The organism is Pseudomonas zeae (genome assembly GCF_014268485.2).
Taxonomy (GTDB): domain Bacteria; phylum Pseudomonadota; class Gammaproteobacteria; order Pseudomonadales; family Pseudomonadaceae; genus Aquipseudomonas; species Aquipseudomonas neuropathica.
Map to the genome: position 1 here is coordinate 1,087,438 of NZ_CP077090.1, position 19,655 is coordinate 1,107,092.

The 19,655-nt window shown below is 61.5% G+C and carries 17 protein-coding genes and 2 pseudogenes; 8 read left to right on the top strand and 11 right to left on the bottom strand.

The window, feature by feature from the left end; translation table 11 throughout:
• Positions 1 to 105 precede the first annotated feature (105 nt).
• The 3 genes from HU754_RS04705 to HU754_RS04715 form a co-directional block, all read right to left on the bottom strand.
• A complete protein-coding gene (locus HU754_RS04705; RefSeq protein WP_186620897.1) occupies positions 106 to 1,680 on the bottom strand; it encodes a collagen-like triple helix repeat-containing protein in 1,575 nt (524 codons plus the stop codon).
• 299 nt (positions 1,681 to 1,979) lie between these two features.
• A complete protein-coding gene (locus HU754_RS04710; protein WP_186620895.1) occupies positions 1,980 to 2,834 on the bottom strand; it encodes a MaoC family dehydratase in 855 nt (284 codons plus the stop codon).
• Positions 2,835 to 2,836: 2 nt separating this feature from the next.
• The gene (locus HU754_RS04715; RefSeq protein ID WP_093430281.1) at positions 2,837 to 4,189 is read right to left on the bottom strand and encodes a 3-oxoacyl-ACP reductase; all 1,353 of its coding nucleotides are present in this window, start codon (positions 4,187 to 4,189) and stop codon (positions 2,837 to 2,839) included.
• Positions 4,190 to 4,472: 283 nt separating this feature from the next.
• On the opposite strand from HU754_RS04715, the gene HU754_RS04720 reads away from it, so the two are divergent.
• Positions 4,473 to 5,750: an acetyl-CoA C-acetyltransferase gene (locus HU754_RS04720; protein ID WP_186620893.1), complete on the top strand. Its 1,278-nt coding sequence runs from the start codon at positions 4,473 to 4,475 to the stop codon at positions 5,748 to 5,750.
• Between the two features lie 250 nt (positions 5,751 to 6,000).
• Here the strand turns inward: HU754_RS04720 and HU754_RS29755 are convergent, their stop codons facing one another.
• Positions 6,001 to 6,768, bottom strand: coding sequence for a methyl-accepting chemotaxis protein (locus HU754_RS29755; protein WP_371748302.1), 768 nt, complete (start codon positions 6,766 to 6,768; stop codon positions 6,001 to 6,003).
• A gap of 90 nt (positions 6,769 to 6,858) precedes the next feature.
• Positions 6,859 to 7,947 (bottom strand): annotated as a pseudogene (locus HU754_RS29760) (cache domain-containing protein); the annotation flags it as partial.
• A gap of 447 nt (positions 7,948 to 8,394) precedes the next feature.
• On the opposite strand from HU754_RS29760, the gene HU754_RS04730 reads away from it, so the two are divergent.
• Entirely contained in the window at positions 8,395 to 9,291 is an 897-nt protein-coding gene (locus tag HU754_RS04730; protein ID WP_007914672.1) for a PA4780 family RIO1-like protein kinase, read from the top strand.
• A gap of 309 nt (positions 9,292 to 9,600) precedes the next feature.
• On the top strand, positions 9,601 to 10,809 hold the full coding sequence (locus HU754_RS04735; protein ID WP_186620891.1) for an MFS transporter: 1,209 nt from the start codon (positions 9,601 to 9,603) through the stop codon (positions 10,807 to 10,809).
• On the opposite strand, the gene cueR is transcribed toward HU754_RS04735, so the two are convergent.
• Complete coding sequence (gene cueR / locus HU754_RS04740; protein ID WP_093430285.1) at positions 10,763 to 11,176, bottom strand: Cu(I)-responsive transcriptional regulator; 414 nt, start codon at positions 11,174 to 11,176, stop codon at positions 10,763 to 10,765. The genes HU754_RS04735 and cueR overlap by 47 nt on opposite strands.
• Positions 11,173 to 13,566, bottom strand: a complete 2,394-nt coding sequence (gene cueA, locus HU754_RS04745) for a copper resistance metal-translocating P1-type ATPase CueA (RefSeq protein ID WP_186620889.1) — start codon at positions 13,564 to 13,566, stop codon at positions 11,173 to 11,175. Before cueA ends, cueR begins: the two co-directional genes overlap by 4 nt.
• 93 nt (positions 13,567 to 13,659) lie before the next feature.
• On the opposite strand from cueA, the pseudogene HU754_RS29360 reads away from it, so the two are divergent.
• Positions 13,660 to 13,752, top strand: a pseudogene (locus HU754_RS29360) (metal ABC transporter ATP-binding protein); the annotation flags it as partial.
• Positions 13,753 to 13,760: 8 nt separating this feature from the next.
• Here HU754_RS29360 and HU754_RS04750 read toward each other — a convergent pair.
• Positions 13,761 to 14,144 (bottom strand): hypothetical protein, encoded by a 384-nt coding sequence (locus HU754_RS04750; protein WP_093430287.1) that lies wholly within the window; start codon positions 14,142 to 14,144, stop codon positions 13,761 to 13,763.
• Between the two features lie 147 nt (positions 14,145 to 14,291).
• Between HU754_RS04750 and HU754_RS04755 the strand changes: the two genes are divergently transcribed.
• Positions 14,292 to 14,489: a cation transporter gene (locus tag HU754_RS04755; protein WP_186620887.1), complete on the top strand. Its 198-nt coding sequence runs from the start codon at positions 14,292 to 14,294 to the stop codon at positions 14,487 to 14,489.
• A gap of 88 nt (positions 14,490 to 14,577) precedes the next feature.
• Entirely contained in the window at positions 14,578 to 15,780 is a 1,203-nt protein-coding gene (locus HU754_RS04760) for a multidrug effflux MFS transporter (RefSeq protein WP_093430290.1), read from the top strand.
• A 5-nt stretch (positions 15,781 to 15,785) separates the two neighbouring features.
• On the opposite strand, the gene HU754_RS04765 is transcribed toward HU754_RS04760, so the two are convergent.
• The 3 genes from HU754_RS04765 to HU754_RS04775 all read right to left on the bottom strand — a co-directional run bounded on the left by HU754_RS04765 (position 15,786) and on the right by HU754_RS04775 (position 17,459).
• Positions 15,786 to 15,959, bottom strand: a complete 174-nt coding sequence (locus HU754_RS04765; RefSeq protein ID WP_007914687.1) for a hypothetical protein — start codon at positions 15,957 to 15,959, stop codon at positions 15,786 to 15,788.
• A gap of 160 nt (positions 15,960 to 16,119) precedes the next feature.
• Entirely contained in the window at positions 16,120 to 17,133 is a 1,014-nt protein-coding gene (locus tag HU754_RS04770; RefSeq protein WP_099757915.1) for a zinc-binding alcohol dehydrogenase family protein, read from the bottom strand.
• A 32-nt stretch (positions 17,134 to 17,165) separates the two neighbouring features.
• Positions 17,166 to 17,459 carry a putative quinol monooxygenase gene (locus HU754_RS04775; RefSeq protein ID WP_116256689.1) on the bottom strand — a complete coding sequence of 98 codons (294 nt, stop codon included), beginning with the start codon at positions 17,457 to 17,459 and terminating at the stop codon, positions 17,166 to 17,168.
• Between the two features lie 119 nt (positions 17,460 to 17,578).
• Here HU754_RS04775 and vimR point away from each other — a divergent pair, with 119 nt between their 5' ends.
• Both vimR and HU754_RS04785 read left to right on the top strand, forming a co-directional pair.
• Positions 17,579 to 18,508, top strand: coding sequence for a transcription regulator VimR (vimR, locus tag HU754_RS04780; RefSeq protein WP_186620885.1), 930 nt, complete (start codon positions 17,579 to 17,581; stop codon positions 18,506 to 18,508).
• A gap of 317 nt (positions 18,509 to 18,825) precedes the next feature.
• A complete protein-coding gene (locus HU754_RS04785) occupies positions 18,826 to 19,560 on the top strand; it encodes an ArsR/SmtB family transcription factor (RefSeq protein WP_093430305.1) in 735 nt (244 codons plus the stop codon).
• The last annotated feature ends 95 nt before the right edge of the window (positions 19,561 to 19,655 follow it).

Sequence of the window (19,655 nt, forward strand, 5' to 3'; positions counted from 1 at the left end):
TGGGCTGAATTCTCCTAAGAAAAAAGCGGAAGACTCGTGGGAATCTTCCGCCCTCAACCAAGCGTAGGCGCTGTAGGTGAGGCCGTCGAATCGGCCAGGTGCAATTTAGCGTTTGTTGCCTCCCAGGGTGCCAGTCAGACCACCGAGTACACCGCCCAGACCGCCACTGGTGGTCCCCCCGCTGGTACCGCCGTTAACCAGGCCACCGACGGCGGCGACGGTGCCGCCGACGTTGCTGACCAGACCACCGACTGCGGTGGTGACCGGGTTGTTGGTCGCAGCAATACTGCCGCCGATACTGCTGACCGCGCCGCCCACCTGGCCGGTGAGACCTGCAACAGGTGAGCCGATACCGGTAGCGGCGCCGAGTTGCTGAGTCACGTTGGTAACGCCACTGGTGACCGGGTTCAGGCCTGCGCCCAATGTGGCGCCAACCGTGGCCAGCGGTGAAGTCGTAGCAGTGATCGGAGTGCCCGAACCGCCAAGCACGGTGTTGAGCGAAGCGACGGTATTACCGAGACCGACAGCGGTAACGCCGCCTGCGCTGACCACGCCATTGGTATTGCCGGCATTCAGGCCCGCGCCGACGTTGACCACGGCGCCGCCAACGGTTTGCAGCAAACCGGTGCCGCCGAGGCCACCGCCCAAACCGCCACCCACTCCACCGGTACCCGAACCAGTGCCGTTAGACACCAGACCACCGGCCTTGCCGACTGCGGTGCCGGTATTGCTCAAGGCGCCACCGAGCGTATTGGTCAAGGCGTTGCCGTTACCCGCATCGGTAACATTGCCGCCCAGTGTGTTCACCGCACCACCGACTTGCGCAACCACGCCTTTGAGTGGATCGCCAAGACCTGTGGTCGCGCCGAGTTTGTCCGTGGTGCTTTCAACCATCGCAATCACTGGCACCAGACTACCGCCGAGTTTGTTCGTCAATTGGCTGGTCGGGCCGCTGGTCAGCGTGGTGTCGAGGGTATTGCCGAGCATGGTGACTTTCTCGCCGACACCATCAAGCAGCGGCGCGACTTTGGTCACCACACCGCCCACCACCGGTACGCTGCCCGTCGCAGTGGACAGCTTGGCGCTGAGGTCGGAGACGCCGTTGCCAACATCCGTCACTACACCGCCAACCGAGGCAACGGTGGTGGTCAGGCCATTAGGGTCGGTGGCCAGTTTGCCTACGCCATTGGCGACGCCATCACCCAAGGTGCTGACAACATTGCCTGCGGTGTTGGCCGCACTCTGCACCACACCACCGACCACCGGTACGGTGCTCAGCGAGTCGCCGATCTGGCCAACGCCATCGCCGACACCCGCGACGGTCTTACCGACATCCTGCACCAGGGTGGTGGTTACCAGCGGTGTGGTGGTCGGATTGGTCGGGTTGGTCGGATCCGTTGGGTCTGTCGGGTTGGTTGGATTGGTCGGATCGGTGCCACCGGTTCCGCCAGTACCACCTGTGTTCCCGGTCCCGCCGGTTCCGCCTGTGCCTGCAGTATCACCGCTGCCGCCCGTACCGCCAGTACCCGAGGTGCCGCCAGTGCCAGCGGTGCCGTCCGCCGCAGAACTGCCGGAGCTGCTGTGATGGCCGCCACCGCCGCTGCTGCAGCCGGCGAGGCCGAGGGAGAGAATCAATGCCAGAGCGATTGCCGATTTGCACCACACATCTTGAGTTTTCATGATTGAGATTCCTTGCACCTGTCACAACGTTCGTTGTCTTCGATGGCTCGCCGATCTGTTGTCGGTGATGCCTTCGCCCGTTGTGCTCAATCTCAGTCCAGGGGCAGGTTTCAGGCCATTCTCAAGTTGGTATTAACGCCTTTATATATAAGGTGAAGTTCAGCGCCTAAGGACTAATACCCAGGATATAGCCGGACAAAAAAAGGCCTTGATAATCAAGGCCATGGTTTTTTCAGCGGAAGGGGGAATGACGGCGAAAACTTAAGTTATATATACACAATTAACGGTGTCCCGAGGGCTCAGGCAATGGGTTGCCACTGCCCGACCATGTGTTCCAGGTCTTGCGCACCGATCAGCCGCAACTCGCCACTGGAGCCCGCCGCGCTCGCCAGCAGGGTCACCTCACTGGGCAGGCGCACCGGTTTGCGAAAGTGCACGGCGATCTCAAGGTTGGCCTTGGGCAAATGATCGTTCAGCGCCGCGAGGGTCCGCGCCTTGTTCCACAAACCATGGGCGATCGCTGTTGGAAAGCCAAACAACCTGGCACTGGCCGCACTCAGGTGAATCGGGTTGTAGTCGCCGGAAACTTTGGCGTATTGCCGACCGATATCGGCCGGGGCTTTCCAGCGCGCCACCTCCACCAGCGATTGCGACGGCTCCCAGGTCTGCTCGACCGGCTCGCCCTCAAGCTTGACGCCGCGACAGAGCATCTGGCTTTCCGCTTCCCACAGCGGCCCGAGCTGATCATCCAGGGTGGTCAGCAGATCGAACGTCGCACCTTTGGGATGCGCTTGCAGATTCGTCACGCGCACGCTGACCTGCGCCCGACCGATCCCGCCCATCGGGCGCAACACGCGAATGCGGTTGCTCAGATGAATCAGCCCCAGCAGCGGGAACGGAAAGGCTTTGGCGGTGAGCAATTGCATCTGCAATGCAAAGGCGAGGATGTGCGGATAGGTCGGCGGCAACAGACCGTCATCGACGAATCCGCAGACCTTGCGATAGCCCGCCAGGCGTTGGCCATCGACATCGACCCAACAGCGCAAGCCGCTGTCGGGTAATTGGGTGCCGGTGATTTTCCGTCGCGTCGCCGCCCGTGCGTAGAGCCCGGGCAGACTCGGTTCGCGATTCAGCGTATGCCATTCGATGCTCATGCCTAAGCCCCCAGAACGCTTTGTCCACAGACGCGCAGTGCCTGCCCGGTGAATGCGCCGGTGCCCGGTTGCGCCAGCCACGCGACGGCTTCGGCGACGTCTTGCGGTAAACCGCCCTGACCGAGCGAACTCATGCGCCGGCCCGCCTCACGCAGGCCAAACGGAATGTGTGCAGTCATTTGCGTCTCGATAAAACCGGGCGCAACGGCATTGATGCTGATCCCACGTTCCAGCAGCGTAGGTGCCCAGGCCTGCGCAAGACCAATCAGCCCGGCCTTGCTCGCGGCGTAGTTGGTTTGCCCGCGATTACCGGCAATGCCGCTGATCGAGGCCAGCAGAATCACCCGCGCGTTGTCGCGCAGCGTCCCGCTGTCGAGCAGGGCCTGGGTCAGCACTTGCGGCGCGTTGAGGTTGACCGCCAGCACCGCGTCCCAGAATTCCGGGGTCATATTGGCCAGGGTTTTGTCGCGGGTGATGCCGGCGTTGTGCACCAGAATATCGAGGCCGTCAGGCAGTTGTTCGATCAATTGCGTGGCGGCGTCGGCGGCGCAGATATCCAGGGTAATCGCGCGGCCGCCGAGGCGGGCGGCAAGGGCTTCCAGATCGGTCTTCGCCGGCGGCACGTCGAGCAGGATCACCTCGGCGCCGTCGCGCGCCAGGGTTTCGGCAATCGATGCGCCGATACCGCGAGCCGCACCAGTGACCAGCGCCTTGCGTCCGGCCAGCGGCCGGGTCCAGTCAGTCACTGGCGTCGCACAAGCTGTCAGGCGAATCACCTGCCCGGACACGAACGCACTTTTCGGCGAGAGGAAAAACCGCAGCGGGCCTTCCAGTTGATCTTCGGCGCCCTCACCGACGTAGATCAATTGCAGCGTGCCGCCGCTGCGCAATTCCTTGGCCAGCGAACGGGAAAACCCTTCCAGCGCTCGTTGCGCACTGGCAGCAAACGGATCTCTGAGGGTTTCCGGGGCACGGCCAAGGATCACCAGATGGGCGCTGTGCTCAAGATTCTTCATCAACGGCTGGAAGAATTCGCGCAGTTGCTTGAGCTGGTCGGTATGCAGCAACTCGCTGGCGTCGAACACCACGGCTTTGAGTTTCGGGCCGTGGCCGGGAATCCATTCGGTAGCGGTTGCCGGTTGTTCGCCGTAACGGTAGATGCCGTCGGTCAAACGGTTGGCGAAGGCACTGACGCGCTCCGCCAGTGGCCCGCCGCCGATCAGCAGCGCCCCTTCCACCGGCCGCAGGCGCCCGGCCTGCCAGCGTTCCAGCCGCACCGGCGACGGCAGGCCCAGCGCCCCGACCAGGCGATGGCCGATGGACGAGTTGGCGAAGTCGATATAGCGGTCAGACATGGAACGCTCTCCAGAAGTTGGGGTTCAAAGTGTGGACTACCGATGGCAATCAATCGTTCGATCCACGCAATAAGGCCTACGCTAGAACAGCAGAGTAGTTTGCCCCCGGCGTTTGTGTTGCCGAACCCACAGTCAGAAACACAGCTGACCCCTGTAGGAGTGAGCCTGCTCGCGATAGCGGTGTATCAGTCAAGAAATGTTTATCTGACCCACCGCTATCGCGAGCAGGCTCACTCCTACAGGGGATCGGCGTGAATTCAAACCTTCGGAAAAGGAGTTATTCATGAGTCAGCTGCGCCGCGTCGCGATCATCGGCGGTAACCGCATTCCCTTCGCCCGTTCCAACGGGCCGTACGCCACGGCGAGTAATCAGGCGATGCTCACCGCCGCCCTCGAAGGCCTGATCGAACGCTACAACCTGCACGGCCAGCGCATTGGCGAAGTGGTGGCGGGCGCAGTGCTGAAATTGTCACGAGATATGAATCTGACCCGTGAATGTGTGCTCGGCTCGCGTCTGTCCCCGGCGACGCCCGCCTACGACATTCAGCAAGCCTGCGGCACCGGCCTGGAAGCGGCGATTCTGGTGGCGAACAAGATCGCCCTCGGCCAGATCGAGAGCGGCATCGCCGGTGGCGTCGACACCACCTCGGACGCGCCGATCAGTGTCAGCGAAGGCCTGCGCAGAATCCTCTTGCAAGCCAACCGCGCCAAGACCACCGGCGACAAGCTGAAAACCTTTCTGCAGTTGCGGCCGCAACACCTGATCCCGGAATTTCCGCGTAACGGTGAACCGCGCACGGGCCTGTCGATGGGGCAGCACTGCGAACTGATGGCGCAGACCTGGAACATCCCGCGTGAAGATCAGGATCAACTGGCCCTCGAAAGCCACCACAAACTCGCTGCGTCCTATAGCGAGGGCTGGCACAACGACCTGATGACACCGTTCCTTGGTCTGACCCGCGACAACAATCTGCGCCCGGACCTGACCCTGGAAAAACTCGCAACGCTGAAACCTGCATTTGAAAAAAGCGCGAAAGGCACGTTGACCGCAGGCAACTCCACGCCGCTGACCGATGGCGCGTCTCTGGTGCTGCTCGGCAGTGAAGAGTGGGCGAAGGAACGCGGTTTGCCGATCCTCGCGTACCTGCGCGACGGCGAAGCGGCGGCAGTGGATTTCGTCAACGGCGCCGAAGGGCTGCTGATGGCGCCGGTGTATGCCGTGCCACGGTTGCTGGCACGCAACGGGCTGACCTTGCAGGATTTTGACTACTACGAAATTCATGAAGCGTTCGCGGCGCAAGTGCTGTGCACGTTGAAGGCCTGGGAAGATCCCGAATACTGCAAAACCCGGCTGGGCCTTGATGCGCCGTTGGGTTCGATTGATCGTAGCCGGCTGAATGTGAAGGGCAGTTCGCTGGCGGCCGGGCATCCGTTTGCGGCGACCGGTGGGCGCATCGTCGCGAACCTGGCGAAGTTGCTGGACGCGGCGGGGAAGGGCAGGGGGTTGATCTCGATTTGCGCGGCGGGCGGGCAGGGCGTCACCGCCATCATCGAACGCTGACGCTGAAAGAGCCCCTCACCCTAACTCTCCCGAAACGTCGGACCGCCCAGAGGGAGAGGGGACCGATTGGGGGATGCTTCAGAGGTGCGCCGACCTGAGAGAGTTGTGCTGAATCCAGAATCGAACCGATTTGGAGAATTCTGCCAGTCCATAATCGACGCGGTATTTCAGGTCGATGTATAACGCCAGACACCTCGGTCAGCCCCCTCTCCCTCGGGGAGAGGGCTGGGGTGAGGGTGGCTGTTGAGGTTCAGGTACGAAACCGTCTGACCAACCCATCCAGCTCATTCGACAACCCCGCCAGACTCTGCGAATCCAGACGCGCCGAGTTGGCCAGTTCTGCCACCAACTGCGCATCCCCGTGAATCTGGCTGATATGCCGATTGATGTCCTCAGCCACTTGATGCTGTTCTTCAGCGGCGGTAGCGATTTGCGTGTTCATGTCACGGATCACGTCCACCGATTCGCGGATCTGCCCGAAGCTTTCGCGCGCCTCGCCGATACGCGTCACCGACTGCTGCGAGACCTGCAGGCTGGCGTGCATCTGTTGTGTGACCTGACTGGTGCGCTTGGCCAGATTGCCGAGCAAGCCATCGATCTCTGCCGTCGAATCCGCCGTGCGTTTGGCCAGGGCGCGCACCTCATCCGCCACCACGGCAAAACCGCGCCCCTGTTCACCGGCGCGGGCTGCTTCGATGGCGGCGTTGAGCGCCAGCAGGTTGGTCTGTTCGGCGATGGAGCGGATGGTGCCGAGGATCGACTGGATATCGTTGCTGTCGCGCTCCAGTTGCTGCATTGACTGCGCCGATTGCTCCAGCTCCTGGCTCAGTTGATCGACGCTGTGCACCGCCGCATCAATCTGTTGCTGGCCTTGGCGGGCCTGACGCTGGCCGCTGTCGGCGGAGTCCGCTGCCTGACTGCACGAGCGCGCGACTTCGTTAGCGGTGGCGACCATTTCGTGGAACGCGGTCGAGACCATGTCGACCGCTTCACGCTGACGCCCGGCGGCTTCGGCCATATCGCTTGAGACGCGGGTCGAACTCTGCGAGGTCGCGAGGATTTTCCCGGCGGCGCCGCCGATGTGCTGGATCAGGCTGCGGATCGCGGTGAGGAACTGATTGAACCAGTTGGCCAGTTGCGCGGTTTCATCATTGCCACGGATGTCGAGGTTTTTGGTCAGGTCGCCTTCGCCCTGCGCAATGCCTTCCAGGCCACTGGCGACGCTGCGGATCGGCCGCACGATGAGGGTGGCGAAACTGGCGCCAACCACGGCGAACAGCACGGCCAGCACGGCGGCGATGATCGCGATCAGCCAGGTCAGTTGCGTGGCCGAGCTCATCACATCGCTCTGCTTGATCAGGCCGACGAAGGTCCAGCCCAATTGCTCCGATGGCCAGACGTTGGCCATGTAGCGCTCACCGTTAAGCTCGACTTCGACCAGGCCTTTGCCGGCCTTGGCCAGCTGCGCATAGCCTTCGCCGAGGCTGTCCAGCGGCTTGAAGTTGTGTTCCGGCTGTTTCGGATCGACCAGCACCGTGCCGCTGTTTTCCAGGAGCATCAGGTATCCGGTTTCGCCCAGCTTGATCTGTTTGACGATCTCGGTGAGCTGCTTGAGCGTCACGTCGATGCTGACCACGCCGCCGTTGCTGCCGAGTTTGTTGTCGATGGTGCGCACGGTGCTGACGTAGGTCGCATCGTCCTGCGCCCAGTAGTAAGCGGCGGTCCGCAACGGTTTGCCCGGTTTGGCCTGGGCAGCCTTGTACCACGGCCGCTGACGCGGGTCGTAATTGTTGAGTTTGGGATCGTCCGGCCATGACACATAACCACCGGCGGCGGTGCCAACGATGGCGTAGGCGTAAGCCGGGTGGGCGTTGCCCAGGTCCTGGAGGAACGCGAAGACCTTTTTGTCCATCTCGCCCTGCGGGATGGATTCGGCGTTGGCGCTCATGTAGGTCTTGAGGCTGTCGTCGGTGTTTTTGATCAGCGGCTGCGACGCCAGGTAATCGACGTTCTGGCTGATGCCATCAAAAAACAGCTGCATGGCATTGCTGACCTGACGGATTTCGCGACCGCTGCTGTCGACAAAACTGTCCCGGGCATCGCTGCGCAAGTTCATCACCACCAGCGTTGCGACCAGCACCACCGGCAAGCAGGCGATGATTGCAAACGCCCACGTCAATTTCTGTTTGATGTTCATCCGCGCTCCAGATTTTCTTGTAGGCCCACGCAGTGCAGATGACTTGTGGTTTATTGGCAGCCGAAAACGTTGTGGATCACTCGTATCCCCGAGCGCGGCATCGCTGATTGTTGTGGAACGATTGCCGGACAAATCCCTCTGTCATTGAGGGCTTCGGCTGCAAAACAGGGAAATTGAGGCGACTTTGCAAAAATCTGCCGAAGGGGCATCAGCCGGATGTCAGATTCTGTCGCAAATGCCCTTGAAGACATGTACCAACAAGTACAACAGCCTCGGCTATGATTCCCCTCGGTCGATGCGCGAGCGCAGAGTTGGCCCTGTTTAATCCGGCACAGTGTGTGCATTCTCAACGTTCACAGGTCGGCAACCCCTCCCCGTGATGCGAGGATTGCCGTATAACGAGTGACATTCGCGTGTTTGGTAATAAAGGACCCACAATAAAAGCTGATGAAGACTCCAAAACGCATTGAACCCCTGATCGAGGACGGTCTGGTCGACGAGGTGCTGCGCCCACTGATGAGTGGCAAAGAAGCAGCTGTTTATGTGGTGCGCTGCGGCAATCAGTTACGTTGCGCAAAGGTCTACAAGGAGGCGAACAAACGCAGTTTCCGCCAGGCGGCCGAGTATCAGGAAGGCCGCAAGGTGCGCAACAGCCGACAGGCTCGCGCAATGGCAAAAGGCTCCAAGTTCGGTCGCAAAGAGACCGAAGATGCCTGGCAGAACGCCGAAGTGGCGGCGCTGTTCCGTCTGGCCGGCGCCGGTGTACGGGTGCCCAAACCCTACGACTTCCTCGACGGCGTGCTGTTGATGGAACTGGTGGCCGACGAGTTCGGCGATGCCGCGCCGCGTCTCAATGACGTGGTACTGGAGCCGGATCAGGCGCGCGAGTATCACGCGTTCCTGATTTCGCAGATCGTGCTGATGTTGTGTACCGGTCTGGTGCACGGTGACCTCTCGGAGTTCAACGTGCTGCTGACGCCGACCGGCCCGGTCATCATCGACCTGCCGCAAGCTGTCGACGCTGCCGGCAACAACCACGCGTTCAGCATGCTGGAGCGCGACGTTGGCAACATGGCTTCCTACTTCGGACGCTTTGCCCCGGAGTTGAAGCTGACCAAATACGCCAAGGAAATGTGGGCGTTGTACGAAGCCGGCACCCTGCACCCGAACAGTGTGCTGACCGGTGAGTTCGATGATCCGGAAGACCTGGCCGACGTTGGCGGGGTATTGCGCGAGATCGAAGCGGCGCGCCTCGACGAGGAACGCAAGCAGGCCATCCGTGCAGCGGACGACGAGCCGAAAGGCAAGTCCGACGAACCACCGCCACCACCGTGGATGCAGTGATTGCTTGATGAGAAACCCGGCTTCGGCCGGGTTTTTTGTTTGAATCAGAAGCCTTGGAACCCAGAAGCCCCTCACCCCAGCCCTCTCCCAGAGGGAGAGGGGGCCGACCGAGGTGTCTTGCGTCATACATCGACCTGAAAAAACGAGTCGATTATGGATTCAACGAAAAACGTTCAGGTCGGTGTACCTCCCAAATATCCCCCAATCAGTCCCCTCTCCCCATGGGAGAGGGTTAGGGTGAGGGCTCTTTCGGATCCCCGCAAATTCAAGTCTACTGTCCACCGCCCCAACCACACTCAAGGACTGAATGTGACCACCCCCCGCAACACCCACCTGATCGTCACCGCTCGACTGATCTCCGATTTCGGCGCCTTCCTCAACATGGTCGCGCTGGCCACCTACGTCTACCTGCTGAGCAACAGCGCAATAAGCGTCGGGATCTTTCTCGCCAGTCGTGTCGGCGGGGGGATTTTTGCCAGTCTGATCGGCACCGCGTTTTACCGTCGTTGCAGCGGACGCGCACCGCTGATCGCCTTCGACCTGCTGCGCGCCAGCGTGCTTGGTCTGTTGTTGATCGTGCCCGTCAGCCAACAGGCCTTGCTGTTGCCGGTGATCGCCTTCGGTCTGGGCCTGGGCAATTCGATGTTTGCCATCGGCCTCAACAGTCAATTACCGCGTCTGATCCCTGCCGAGCAATTGCTCAAGGCCAACGCCTGGATCACTTCGGCGTCTTCAGCAGCCATGGTCGGCGGCAGTCTGGTTTCAGGTTTGCTGGTTGCGGGTTTTGGCTTTGAAACGGTGTTTGCCCTGAATGCGCTGACCTATTTGCTGGCCGCGTTATTGATTGTGCCGCTGCGGTTCGCACCCGCAACCGTCAACGACGCACCGGAACGCGGCGAATGGACAGCGCTCAAGCAAGGCCTGCGTTCTGCGCCGGTGATTGCCGCGATGCTCGCGGTCACCATGGCCGACACTTTGGGCAGCGCCGCGCACAACGTCGGCTTTCCGATCATCTCGAAACTGCTCACGCCAGAGTCGGCGAGCACCACGCTGGGCCTGATGCTCGCGGTGTGGGCCAGCGGCAAACTGCTGGGCGCGCGAATCGCCAGTCGTCTCAAGGGCTCGGACAACAGCCATCTGGAACGGCGGTTTTTCTTCGGCGTGGCGCTGATGTCCTGCGGCTTTATCCTGATGTTCCAGCAGCACAGTCTCTATGGTCTGCTGCTGTTTTCATTGCCGGCGGGACTGGGTGACGGTTTTTCCGAAGTCGGGTTGATGTCGCGGCTGCAGCGCGAACCTGAGCAGTTGCGCTTGCCGATTTTCAGCGTCCTGACCTTGCTGCAAATGACCGGATTCGGCATCGGCATGCTCATCGCCGCGCCGTTCTACGGATGGTGGGCGCCGGGTGCCGTGGTCATGCTGTTCCACGGCATCCCGCTCAGTACCTTGTTGCTGATGAAAGCTCTGGCGCTCAAGCGCGGGCGGATTGTGCGCAGCAGCCCGACGCCAGTTCCTTGAGGATCGGGCAATCGGGGCGGTGGTCGCCGTTGCAGTGCTCGACGAGGTCTTGCAGGGTGTCGCGTAATTCGCCGAGCTCGCGAATCTTCTGGTTCAACTCGTCGATGTGCTGGCGCGCCAATGCTTTCACATCGGCGCTGGCCCGTTGGCGATCCTGCCAGAGGGTCAGCAGTTTGCCGACTTCCTCCAGCGAAAAGCCCAGATCCCGCGAGCGCTTGATAAACGCCAGCGTGTGCAGATCATCGTCGCCATAGACCCGGTAACCGCTGTCGGTGCGATGCGCCGCTTTGAGCAGGCCGATCGACTCGTAATAGCGGATCATTTTCGCGCTCAGGCCACTGTGTCTGGCCGCTTGGCCGATGTTCATCGGTGTTCCTCCAGGTCCTTGGGTTTCCAGGTTTTCAACAGTAGCGCATTGCTCACCACGCTGACGCTCGACAACGCCATCGCTGCACCGGCCAACACCGGGTTGAGGAAGCCGAACGCCGCCAGCGGAATGCCGATCAGGTTATAGACGAAGGCCCAGAACAGGTTCTGGCGGATCTTCGCATAAGTCTTGCGACTGATCTCCAGTGCCGCCGGCACCAGCCGAGGATCGCCGCGCATCAGGGTAATGCCCGCCGCGTGCATGGCGACGTCGGTGCCGCCGCCCATGGCGATACCGATGTCGGCAGCGGCGAGGGCCGGGGCGTCGTTGATGCCGTCACCGACCATGGCGACCACGCCGGTTTTTTTCAGCTCGCTGACGGTGGCGGCTTTGTCCGCCGGCAGCACTTCGGCGTGGACATTGCTGATGCCCAGAGCCTCGGCGACCACGCGAGCGCTGCCACGGTTGTCGCCGGTCAGCAGATGGCTGTGGATATCGCGGGCGGCGAGTTGCTGCACGGCTTCCAGTGCACCGGGTTTCAGGGTGTCACCGAAGGCGAACAAGCCGAGCACTTTCGGTTCCGGGCTTTGCTCGATTAACCACGACAGGGTGCGGCCCTCGGCTTCCCAAGTCTGGGCAGATTCGCTCAGGTTGCCCGCGTTCAAAGCACTTTCTTCGAGCATCCGCCGATTGCCCAGCGCCAGACGCCGGCCTTCAAGGTTGCCGGCAATGCCGCGACCGGTCAGCGATTGACTGTCGCTGACATCCGGCACGTTCAGGCCTCGTTCCGCCGCGGCATCGAGTACCGCTTTGGCCAACGGATGTTCGCTGCCGCGTTGCAGCGCGCCGGCCAGTTTCAGCAAGGTGTCTTCATCGCCATCCACCGCGCTGAAATGGGCGATACGCGGTGTGCCGGACGTCAGCGTGCCGGTCTTGTCGAACACCACACTTCTGACTTCGTGGGCACGTTCCAGGGCTTCGGCGTCCTTGATCAGAATGCCGTGACGCGCGGCCACGCCGGTGCCGGCCATGATCGCCGTCGGCGTGGCAAGGCCCAGCGCACAAGGGCAGGCGATGACCAGCACCGCGACGGCGTTGATCAACGCGGTCTGCATGGGGGCGCCGTAGAGCCACCAGCCGATCAGTGTCACCAACGCGATCAGCAACACTGTTGGCACGAAAATCTGGCTGACTTTATCCACCAGTTTCTGGATCGGTGCTTTCGCGGCTTGAGCGTCCTCAACCAGACGAATGATCCGCGCCAGCACGGTTTCTGCGCCGAGCGCCAGGGTGCGCACCAGCAAGCGGCCTTCACCGTTGATCGCGCCGCCGGTGACTTTGTCTCCGGGTTGTTTCGGTACCGGCAGGCTTTCGCCGCTGATCAGTGCTTCATCGGCGTGGCTCTGGCCTTCGATGACTTCGCCGTCGACCGGGAAACGCTCGCCGGGTTTGACCAGCACCAGATCGTTCAGGCGCAAGGCGCTGATGGCGACATCCTGCTCGCGACCGTCGATGACTTGAATCGCCCGTTCCGGACGCAATGCTTCCAGCGCGCGGATGGCGCTGGCGGTCTGGCGTTTGGCGCGGCTCTCCAGGTATTTGCCGAGCAGCACCAAGGCAATGACCACCGCCGACGCTTCGAAATACAGATGCGGCATGCGCCCGGCGGCGGTGGCCCACTCGTAAAGACTCAAACCGTAGCCGGCGCTGGTGCCGAGGGCCACCAGCAAGTCCATGTTGCCCGCTCCGGCACGCACGGCTTTCCACGCGGCGACATAAAAACGTGCACCGAAAATGAACTGCACCGGCGTGGCGAGGGCGAATTGCGCCCAGGCCGGGAGCATCCAGTGAATGCCGAACGGTTGCAGCAACATCGGCGCCACCAGCGGCAGGGCGAGGGCGATCGCGCAGATCAGCGCCCAGCGTTCATGCTTGAGGCGCTGTTGCTGGTTATCGGTTTGCGGGTGTTCGGCTTGCCAGACGCTGGCCGAATAACCGGCCTTGCTCACGGCCTCAAGCAGCGTTTGCGGGTCGACCTGACCGAGCAATTCGAGGTGTGCGCGTTCGTTGGCCAGGTTGACGCTGACGCTTTTCACACCGGGGACTTTGTTCAAGGCTCGCTCGACGCGACCGACGCAGGAGGCGCAGGTCATGCCTTCGAGATTCAATTCGATAGTCTGCTGCGGCACGCTGTAACCGGCGCGCTCAACTGCTGCCATCAAGGCCGGCAGACTGTCGCCGGGCGCCTGTACGCGGGCCTGCTCGGTGGCGAGGTTGACGCTGACGGCACTGGCACCGCTGACTTTGCTCAACGCCCGCTCGACACGCCCGGCACAACTGGCGCAGGTCATGCCGGCAATCGGCAGATCGAACGTGATGGAATCGGACATCGGTCGTACTCCCTGTAGTAGATGCCTACAAGGATCAACCTTGCCATGCGGGCAAGGTCAAGCGCCAATCTTTGACGCGCCGCAAAACAAACTGTGGGAGCGAGCCTGCTCGCGAAAGCGGCGGGTCAGTCAACATCATCGCTGAATGACACACCGTATTCGCGAGCAGGCTCGCTCCCACAATTGGGATTTACTTAGTATTCGAGATCGGCGCGCTTCAAGTAGACGCCTTCCGAATTCATCGCCAACCGATACTTCAGCACATCACCGGCATGCAATTTGATCTCCTGCGACCCCGGCGCGAGCATCCCCGGGTTACAACCGGCGACCTGTCCCGGCAGCAACTTCAAGCGCAGCGAAACAGTGCCCGGCGGCAGGTTGAAGGAAATGCTTTGCTCCTGCAGCAGCCGCGCCGAAAGCTGATCCTGGATGTACACGCCGATCTCGCAAGAAGTCGACACTTCCAGGCGCTCGCGGGAAATAATCAGCACCGCATAATCCTCGCCAGCAGCTTGCACTTGAGGGACGGCGGCAAAGAGGCTGAGAAAGCCAAACAGGCTGAAAGCTGACCAGCGCATGGCTGAATCTCCTGAATCGAGTCATTGATGTACGCAGCTTGGCCGAGCGCGACGCCGATTGCCAGCCCGGCAGTTTATTGAAGAACTTGACCTTGCCATCGTGGCAAGCTCGAGACTGCCGGCAACCTCACTCAAAGGAGTCATTCCATGCAAGTGTTCAACGTTCAAGGCATGTCCTGCGGTCACTGCGTCAAAGCCATCACCAACGCCGTGCAGGCCAAGGATCCAGCGGCCAGTGTGCGGGTTGATCTGGCGGCTAAAGAGGTCGGCGTCGAAAGCGCCATGAGTGCTGATCAGGTCATCGAGGCGATCAGCGAAGAAGGCTACACAGTGAAACTCGTCTGAATTTGATCGTTAGCGAGCTATCGGAATGTTCAAGGCGTTCGGGCGCGGCTAGACTGTCGGGCTGCCGACTTGCCAACCTGGATGCCTGATGAACTTCCGTACCATTCTGATTCTCGGTGCCTTGACCGCCTTCGGGCCCTTGGCGATCGACTTCTATTTACCTGCCTTTCCCTCGATGGCGCTGGCGTTCGGCACCGACGAGAAACACGTGCAGATGACGCTGGCGGCGTATTTCGCCGGTCTGTCCATCGGCCAACTGGCTTATGGCCCGGTGGCGGATCGCTTCGGCCGACGTATTCCGTTGCTCGTTGGTCTGACGCTGTTCACTTTGGCGTCGCTGGCCTGCGCTTACGCACCGAACCTCGAATGGCTGATCGGTGCGCGTTTTGTCCAGGCGTTGGGCGGCTGTGCCGGGATGGTGATTTCCCGGGCGGTAGTCAGCGACAAGTGCGACGCAGTCGGTTCGGCGAAAGTCTTTTCGCAATTGATGCTGGTGATGGGCCTGGCGCCGATTCTGGCGCCGATGCTCGGCGGTCTGCTGGTCAACACCACGGGTTGGCAGTCGATTTTCCTGGTGCTGACCGGCTTCAGCGCATTGGCCGGGTTGGCCGTGGCGCTGGGGCTGCCGGAAAGTATGCCGGCGCACATGCCGCGTCAGCCGTTGTCCGGCGCGCTGCGTCAGTACGGGCGCTTGCTCAAGGACCGGGTTTACCTCGGCCACGCCCTGACCGGCGGCATCGCCATCGCCGGGATGTTCGCTTACATCGCGGGTTCACCGTTCATTTTCATCAAACTTTACGGCGTACCGGCCGAGCATTTCGGCTGGCTGTTCGGCACCAACGCGGCGGGGTTCATTTTGGTGGCGCAGGTCAACGCGCGGATGTTGGCCAAGCGCGGCCCGGCATTCCTGCTGTCGCGGGCGGTATGGGTTTACTTCGCCGCTGGGCTGACGCTGCTCGCGGTCAGCGCAATGCACACAGAGTCCTTGTGGCCGCTGCTGATTCCACTGTTCATCTGCGTGTCGAGCCTGGGTTGCATCAGCCCGAACGCCGCCGCTTGCGCGATGAACGGGCAGGGCGCACGGGCCGGCAGTGCGTCGGCGTTGCTCGGTTGCATGCAATTCAGTGTCGCCGCCGGCGCTTCGGCGCTGGTAGGGGTGTTGCACGACGGCACCGCCGTGCCGATGGCCATGGTCATCAGCCTGTGCGGTTTGCTGGTGGTGTGCGTGGCGCTGCTCACCCGCCGTCTGCAGAATGCCCGGGCACTGGCGCAAGCTCAGGCCGAGGCATAAATACCTCAGCCGGCGGCGCGCTGCTGGCTGCGATCGGGAATCTGATGGGGTGCGCACAGTCGCGCTTCGAGGGTGCGGGTGAAGGCCAGTGCTTCGGCTTCACTGCGGAATGTCACGGCGTGTTGGTCCAGACGAACCTGCCATTGAGACTTTGCCACTTCTTTTATCAGGATCTTCATTGCTGACCTCCCTTGCGTAAAAGATGTATCGCAGAGGCTTCGATTGTAGACCTGAATACGATCGCAATTGTGACAAGGGTCAAGCATCGGACTGACGGCAAAAAACAGCGCAGCCCCGCCGACCGCTCTAGGTTCGGCGAAGGCTGCGCTGTGCGGTTTTTTAGAAACCTTCTAAAACAATTTTGCCCTTGGCTTTGCCACTTTCCAGCAGCTCATGGGCGCGACGCAGGTTCGCTGCGTTGATAGTGCCGAAATGCTCGCCCACCGTGGTCTTCAACGTCCCGGCATCAATCAGATCCGCCACGCGGTTGAGCAGTTTGTGCTGCTCGATCATGTCTGGCGTCTCGAACAGCGAGCGGGTGTACATGAACTCCCAGTGCAGCGACAGGCTCTTGCGCTTGAGCTTGCTCACGTCCAGCGACTTCGGATCGTCGATCAACGCCAGTTTGCCTTGCGGCGCCAGCGCTTCGACCAGTTGATCCAGATGCTGGTCGGTCTGGGTCAGGCTGGCGACGTGGGTCACGCTGTCGATCCCGGCGCGCTTGAGTTCTTCGCTCAGCGGCTGGCTGTGATCGATGACCAGGTCGGCGCCCAGTTCTTTGACCCAATCGCGGGTTTGCTCGCGGGACGCGGTGCCGATCACCTTCAGGCCGGTCAGTTGCCTGGCCAATTGCGTCAGGATCGAGCCAACCCCGCCGGCGGCACCGACGATCAGCAGGCTCTGGCCTTCATCGGTATTGCCTTCGCGGATTTGCAGGCGCTCGAACAACAACTCCCATGCGGTGATCGCGGTCAGCGGCAGTGCGGCGGCTTCGGCAAAACCGAGGGATTTCGGCATATGGCCGACGATGCGCTCATCCACCACGTGCAGTTCACTGTTGCCGCCGGCACGGGCGATGGAGCCGGCGTAGAAAACCTTGTCGCCAGCCTTGAACAACGTCACTTCGCTGCCGACAGCCTTGACCACACCGGCAACGTCCCAACCCAGCACTTTCGCCGCGCCGTTTTCCGGTGCCGCGTTCTGCCGCACTTTGGTGTCGACCGGGTTGACCGAAATGGCTTTGACTTCCACCAGCACGTCGCGCGGGCCGGCGACCGGTTCTGGCAGTTCGATGTCTTGCAGGGACTTGGCGTCGTTGATCGGCAGGGAAGCGTAATAGGCGATGGCTTTCATGAGTGGCTCCGTACGGGTAATAGAAGAAGGGATCAGACAATCGCGCCGAGGCGCTTGAGTTGGAAGTGTTCGATGGCGTGGCCGGCGCTGGCCTGGAAATGCTGGAAATGCGCGCTGGCGTTGTGCGCCTCAAGAATCGCTTCGCTGGCCCAGTGTTCGATCACATAAAACACCTGCGGATCAGCGAGGTCGCGGTGCAAGTCGTACTGGCTGCAACCGTCTTCGGCGCGGCTCGGTTCAACCAGGGCGCGCAGGCCTTGTTCGAGAAGATCCTGTTGGCCGGGTTTGGCGATCAGGGTGGCGATAGCGGTGAAGGGCTGGGACATGCTCGGCTCCAGAGAAGCGGGATGAATGCGATGGAGAGATGATTGGCTATTTCTCTGCGAGATAAAACCGGCTAAAAGAGCAGTCTCTTTCAATATTTTTTTGATAATCGAGGCTGAGCATGCTGCGTTTTGACGACTTGCAGTTGTTTGTCCGGGCGGCGGATCTGGGCAGTCTGTCGGCAGCCGCGCGGGTGATGGACATGTCCGCTGCCGTGGCGAGTGCGGCGTTGAAACGGATCGAACAGCAGCTCGGTGCGCGCTTGCTCGCGCGCTCGACCCGCAGTCTGCGCCTGACAGCCGAGGGCGACGGCTTTCTCGAATACGCGCGGGCGGCGCTGAGCAACCTTGATGAAGGCCGGCGCTTGCTGGCCAGCGGACAAGATCAGGTCAGTGGGGTCTTGCAGTTGTCGGCGCCTTCGGACTTCGGCCGCAACCTGTTGCTGCCGTGGCTCGACGAGTTCCAGCGCGAGCACCCGAAGCTGACCGTGCGCTTGCTGCTCGGCGATCGCATCGCCGACCTGTTCCGCCAACCCGTGGACATCGCTTTGCGTTACGGCGAGCCGGAGGACTCAAGTCTGGTTGCTTTGCCTATCGCCCCGCACAACCGCCGTGTGCTGTGCGCCTCCCCGGCGTATCTGGCCCGACACGGCGAACCGCGCCAGCTCGAACAACTGGCTCAGCACAACTGCCTGCTGTACATGCTCGGCAGCCGGGTGCATGACCATTGGAGTTTTCATGACGGTAAACGTGAAGTTGGTCTGACTGTCAGTGGTGACCGTTTCAGCGATGACGCCGACGTTGTGCGTCTGTGGGCGGTGGGAGGCGCCGGAATTGCCTACAAGTCGTGGCTGGACGTGGGCGCCGATGTGCTCGCCGGGCGGCTCAAAGTGCTGCTGCCAGAGCTGCTTTGTGAGCGCGCACCGCTGAATTTGTTGTGCGCCCATCGCGCCCAATTGAGTAAGCCGGTGAACCTTCTGAGGGAAATGCTCGCCAGCCGATGCGCTGAAGTGAGTAGTCAATTTCCCGCTTTTTCGGAAGTTGATCATTAGTCGCAGGTAAATAGAGAAATTTCTGTCAGGAACAATCACCACCTGCGCAGGCCCCGGCGCAGGACGCGCGGGCTAACCCGCTTATACTAGCGCCCGCCTCATGCCAGCACCGACACCCCGGCCCGGAGACCCTCGCACCGCGTCGCCAGTCTTCGAGTGACGGTCGCGCAACTGCTGCGGGTTCTGTGCCGGAGCAGGCTGCGTCAGCGGCTTGCCTCGCCCCGGTTCATGGCGATTTTCGCGTCTTGGCCGATGACTCATTACCGGCCAAGATGTCTCCGAGCAGTAGACGATACGATTCAACAGGGAGTGAACACATGGAACATGCACCTTGCATCAGCCAGATCGCCACGTTGCTGGCCGACCCCAAGCGCAGCGCGATGATGTGGGCGTTGATGGATGGCTCGGCCCGGCAAACCGAGGAGCTTGCGCTACTGGCAGGGCTGTCGCCATCGTCGGCCAGTGCGCATCTGGCGCGGCTATCCACGGGTGGTCTGTTGAAGGTCGAAGTCCGTGGTCGCAAACGCTTTTTCCGTCTCTCGGCACCGGAGGTCGGTGCTGCGATAGAAGCATTGGCCAGCGCCACCATTGCCAGTGCTCCACGGGAAATTCCCGAGGTCTTCAAACGCACCACCCCCATGGCCAAACCGCAAACCGCGCCGTCCTCATTGTTGCGCGCGCGTTTTTGCGATGACCACCTCGGCGGTACGCTGGCGGCGGACCTGTATCAGCGCTTGCTCGATGCCGGCTGGATCGAACAGCTCGAACAACGCGTCGTGGTGACCCACAAGGGTTCGAAACTGTTGGCTGGACGTGGCGTGTTCATTCAGGCGCTGGCCCATCGCAACGTGCAGGTGGCGTGTGCTTGTCCAGACTGGAGCGAACGTCGTCCGCACATGGGGGGATCACTCGGCGCCGCGTTATTGCAGTTGTTCATGCAGTCCGGCTGGCTGACCCTGCCCAACGACTCGAGAGCTTTGCAATTGACCGCCACCGGCCAACGGGAACTTCACCGTTTCGCCAAGGAGACCGAGCTGGAAATGGCGTTGTAGAGCACTCGCAATCGACGGCCGGAACTGCGTAAGCGCTTCTGGCGTCGCACGCGACTGCGAACAGGTCGTATCCAGCACGAACGCCGTTTCGCGAT

Coding starts and splice junctions, on each gene's coding strand:
- HU754_RS04705 (WP_186620897.1), bottom strand. CDS start 1,680: ATGAAAACTCAAGATGTGTGGTGCAAATCGGCAATCGCTCTGGCATTG.
- HU754_RS04710 (WP_186620895.1), bottom strand. CDS start 2,834: ATGAGCATCGAATGGCATACGCTGAATCGCGAACCGAGTCTGCCCGGG.
- HU754_RS04715 (WP_093430281.1), bottom strand. CDS start 4,189: ATGTCTGACCGCTATATCGACTTCGCCAACTCGTCCATCGGCCATCGC.
- HU754_RS04720 (WP_186620893.1), top strand. CDS start 4,473: ATGAGTCAGCTGCGCCGCGTCGCGATCATCGGCGGTAACCGCATTCCC.
- HU754_RS29755 (WP_371748302.1), bottom strand. CDS start 6,768: ATGGCCGAAGCCGCCGGGCGTCAGCGTGAAGCGGTCGACATGGTCTCG.
- HU754_RS04730 (WP_007914672.1), top strand. CDS start 8,395: ATGAAGACTCCAAAACGCATTGAACCCCTGATCGAGGACGGTCTGGTC.
- cueR (WP_093430285.1), bottom strand. CDS start 11,176: ATGAACATCGGCCAAGCGGCCAGACACAGTGGCCTGAGCGCGAAAATG.
- cueA (WP_186620889.1), bottom strand. CDS start 13,566: ATGTCCGATTCCATCACGTTCGATCTGCCGATTGCCGGCATGACCTGC.
- HU754_RS04750 (WP_093430287.1), bottom strand. CDS start 14,144: ATGCGCTGGTCAGCTTTCAGCCTGTTTGGCTTTCTCAGCCTCTTTGCC.
- HU754_RS04755 (WP_186620887.1), top strand. CDS start 14,292: ATGCAAGTGTTCAACGTTCAAGGCATGTCCTGCGGTCACTGCGTCAAA.
- HU754_RS04760 (WP_093430290.1), top strand. CDS start 14,578: ATGAACTTCCGTACCATTCTGATTCTCGGTGCCTTGACCGCCTTCGGG.
- HU754_RS04765 (WP_007914687.1), bottom strand. CDS start 15,959: ATGAAGATCCTGATAAAAGAAGTGGCAAAGTCTCAATGGCAGGTTCGT.
- HU754_RS04770 (WP_099757915.1), bottom strand. CDS start 17,133: ATGAAAGCCATCGCCTATTACGCTTCCCTGCCGATCAACGACGCCAAG.
- HU754_RS04775 (WP_116256689.1), bottom strand. CDS start 17,459: ATGTCCCAGCCCTTCACCGCTATCGCCACCCTGATCGCCAAACCCGGC.
- vimR (WP_186620885.1), top strand. CDS start 17,579: ATGCTGCGTTTTGACGACTTGCAGTTGTTTGTCCGGGCGGCGGATCTG.
- HU754_RS04785 (WP_093430305.1), top strand. CDS start 18,826: ATGGAACATGCACCTTGCATCAGCCAGATCGCCACGTTGCTGGCCGAC.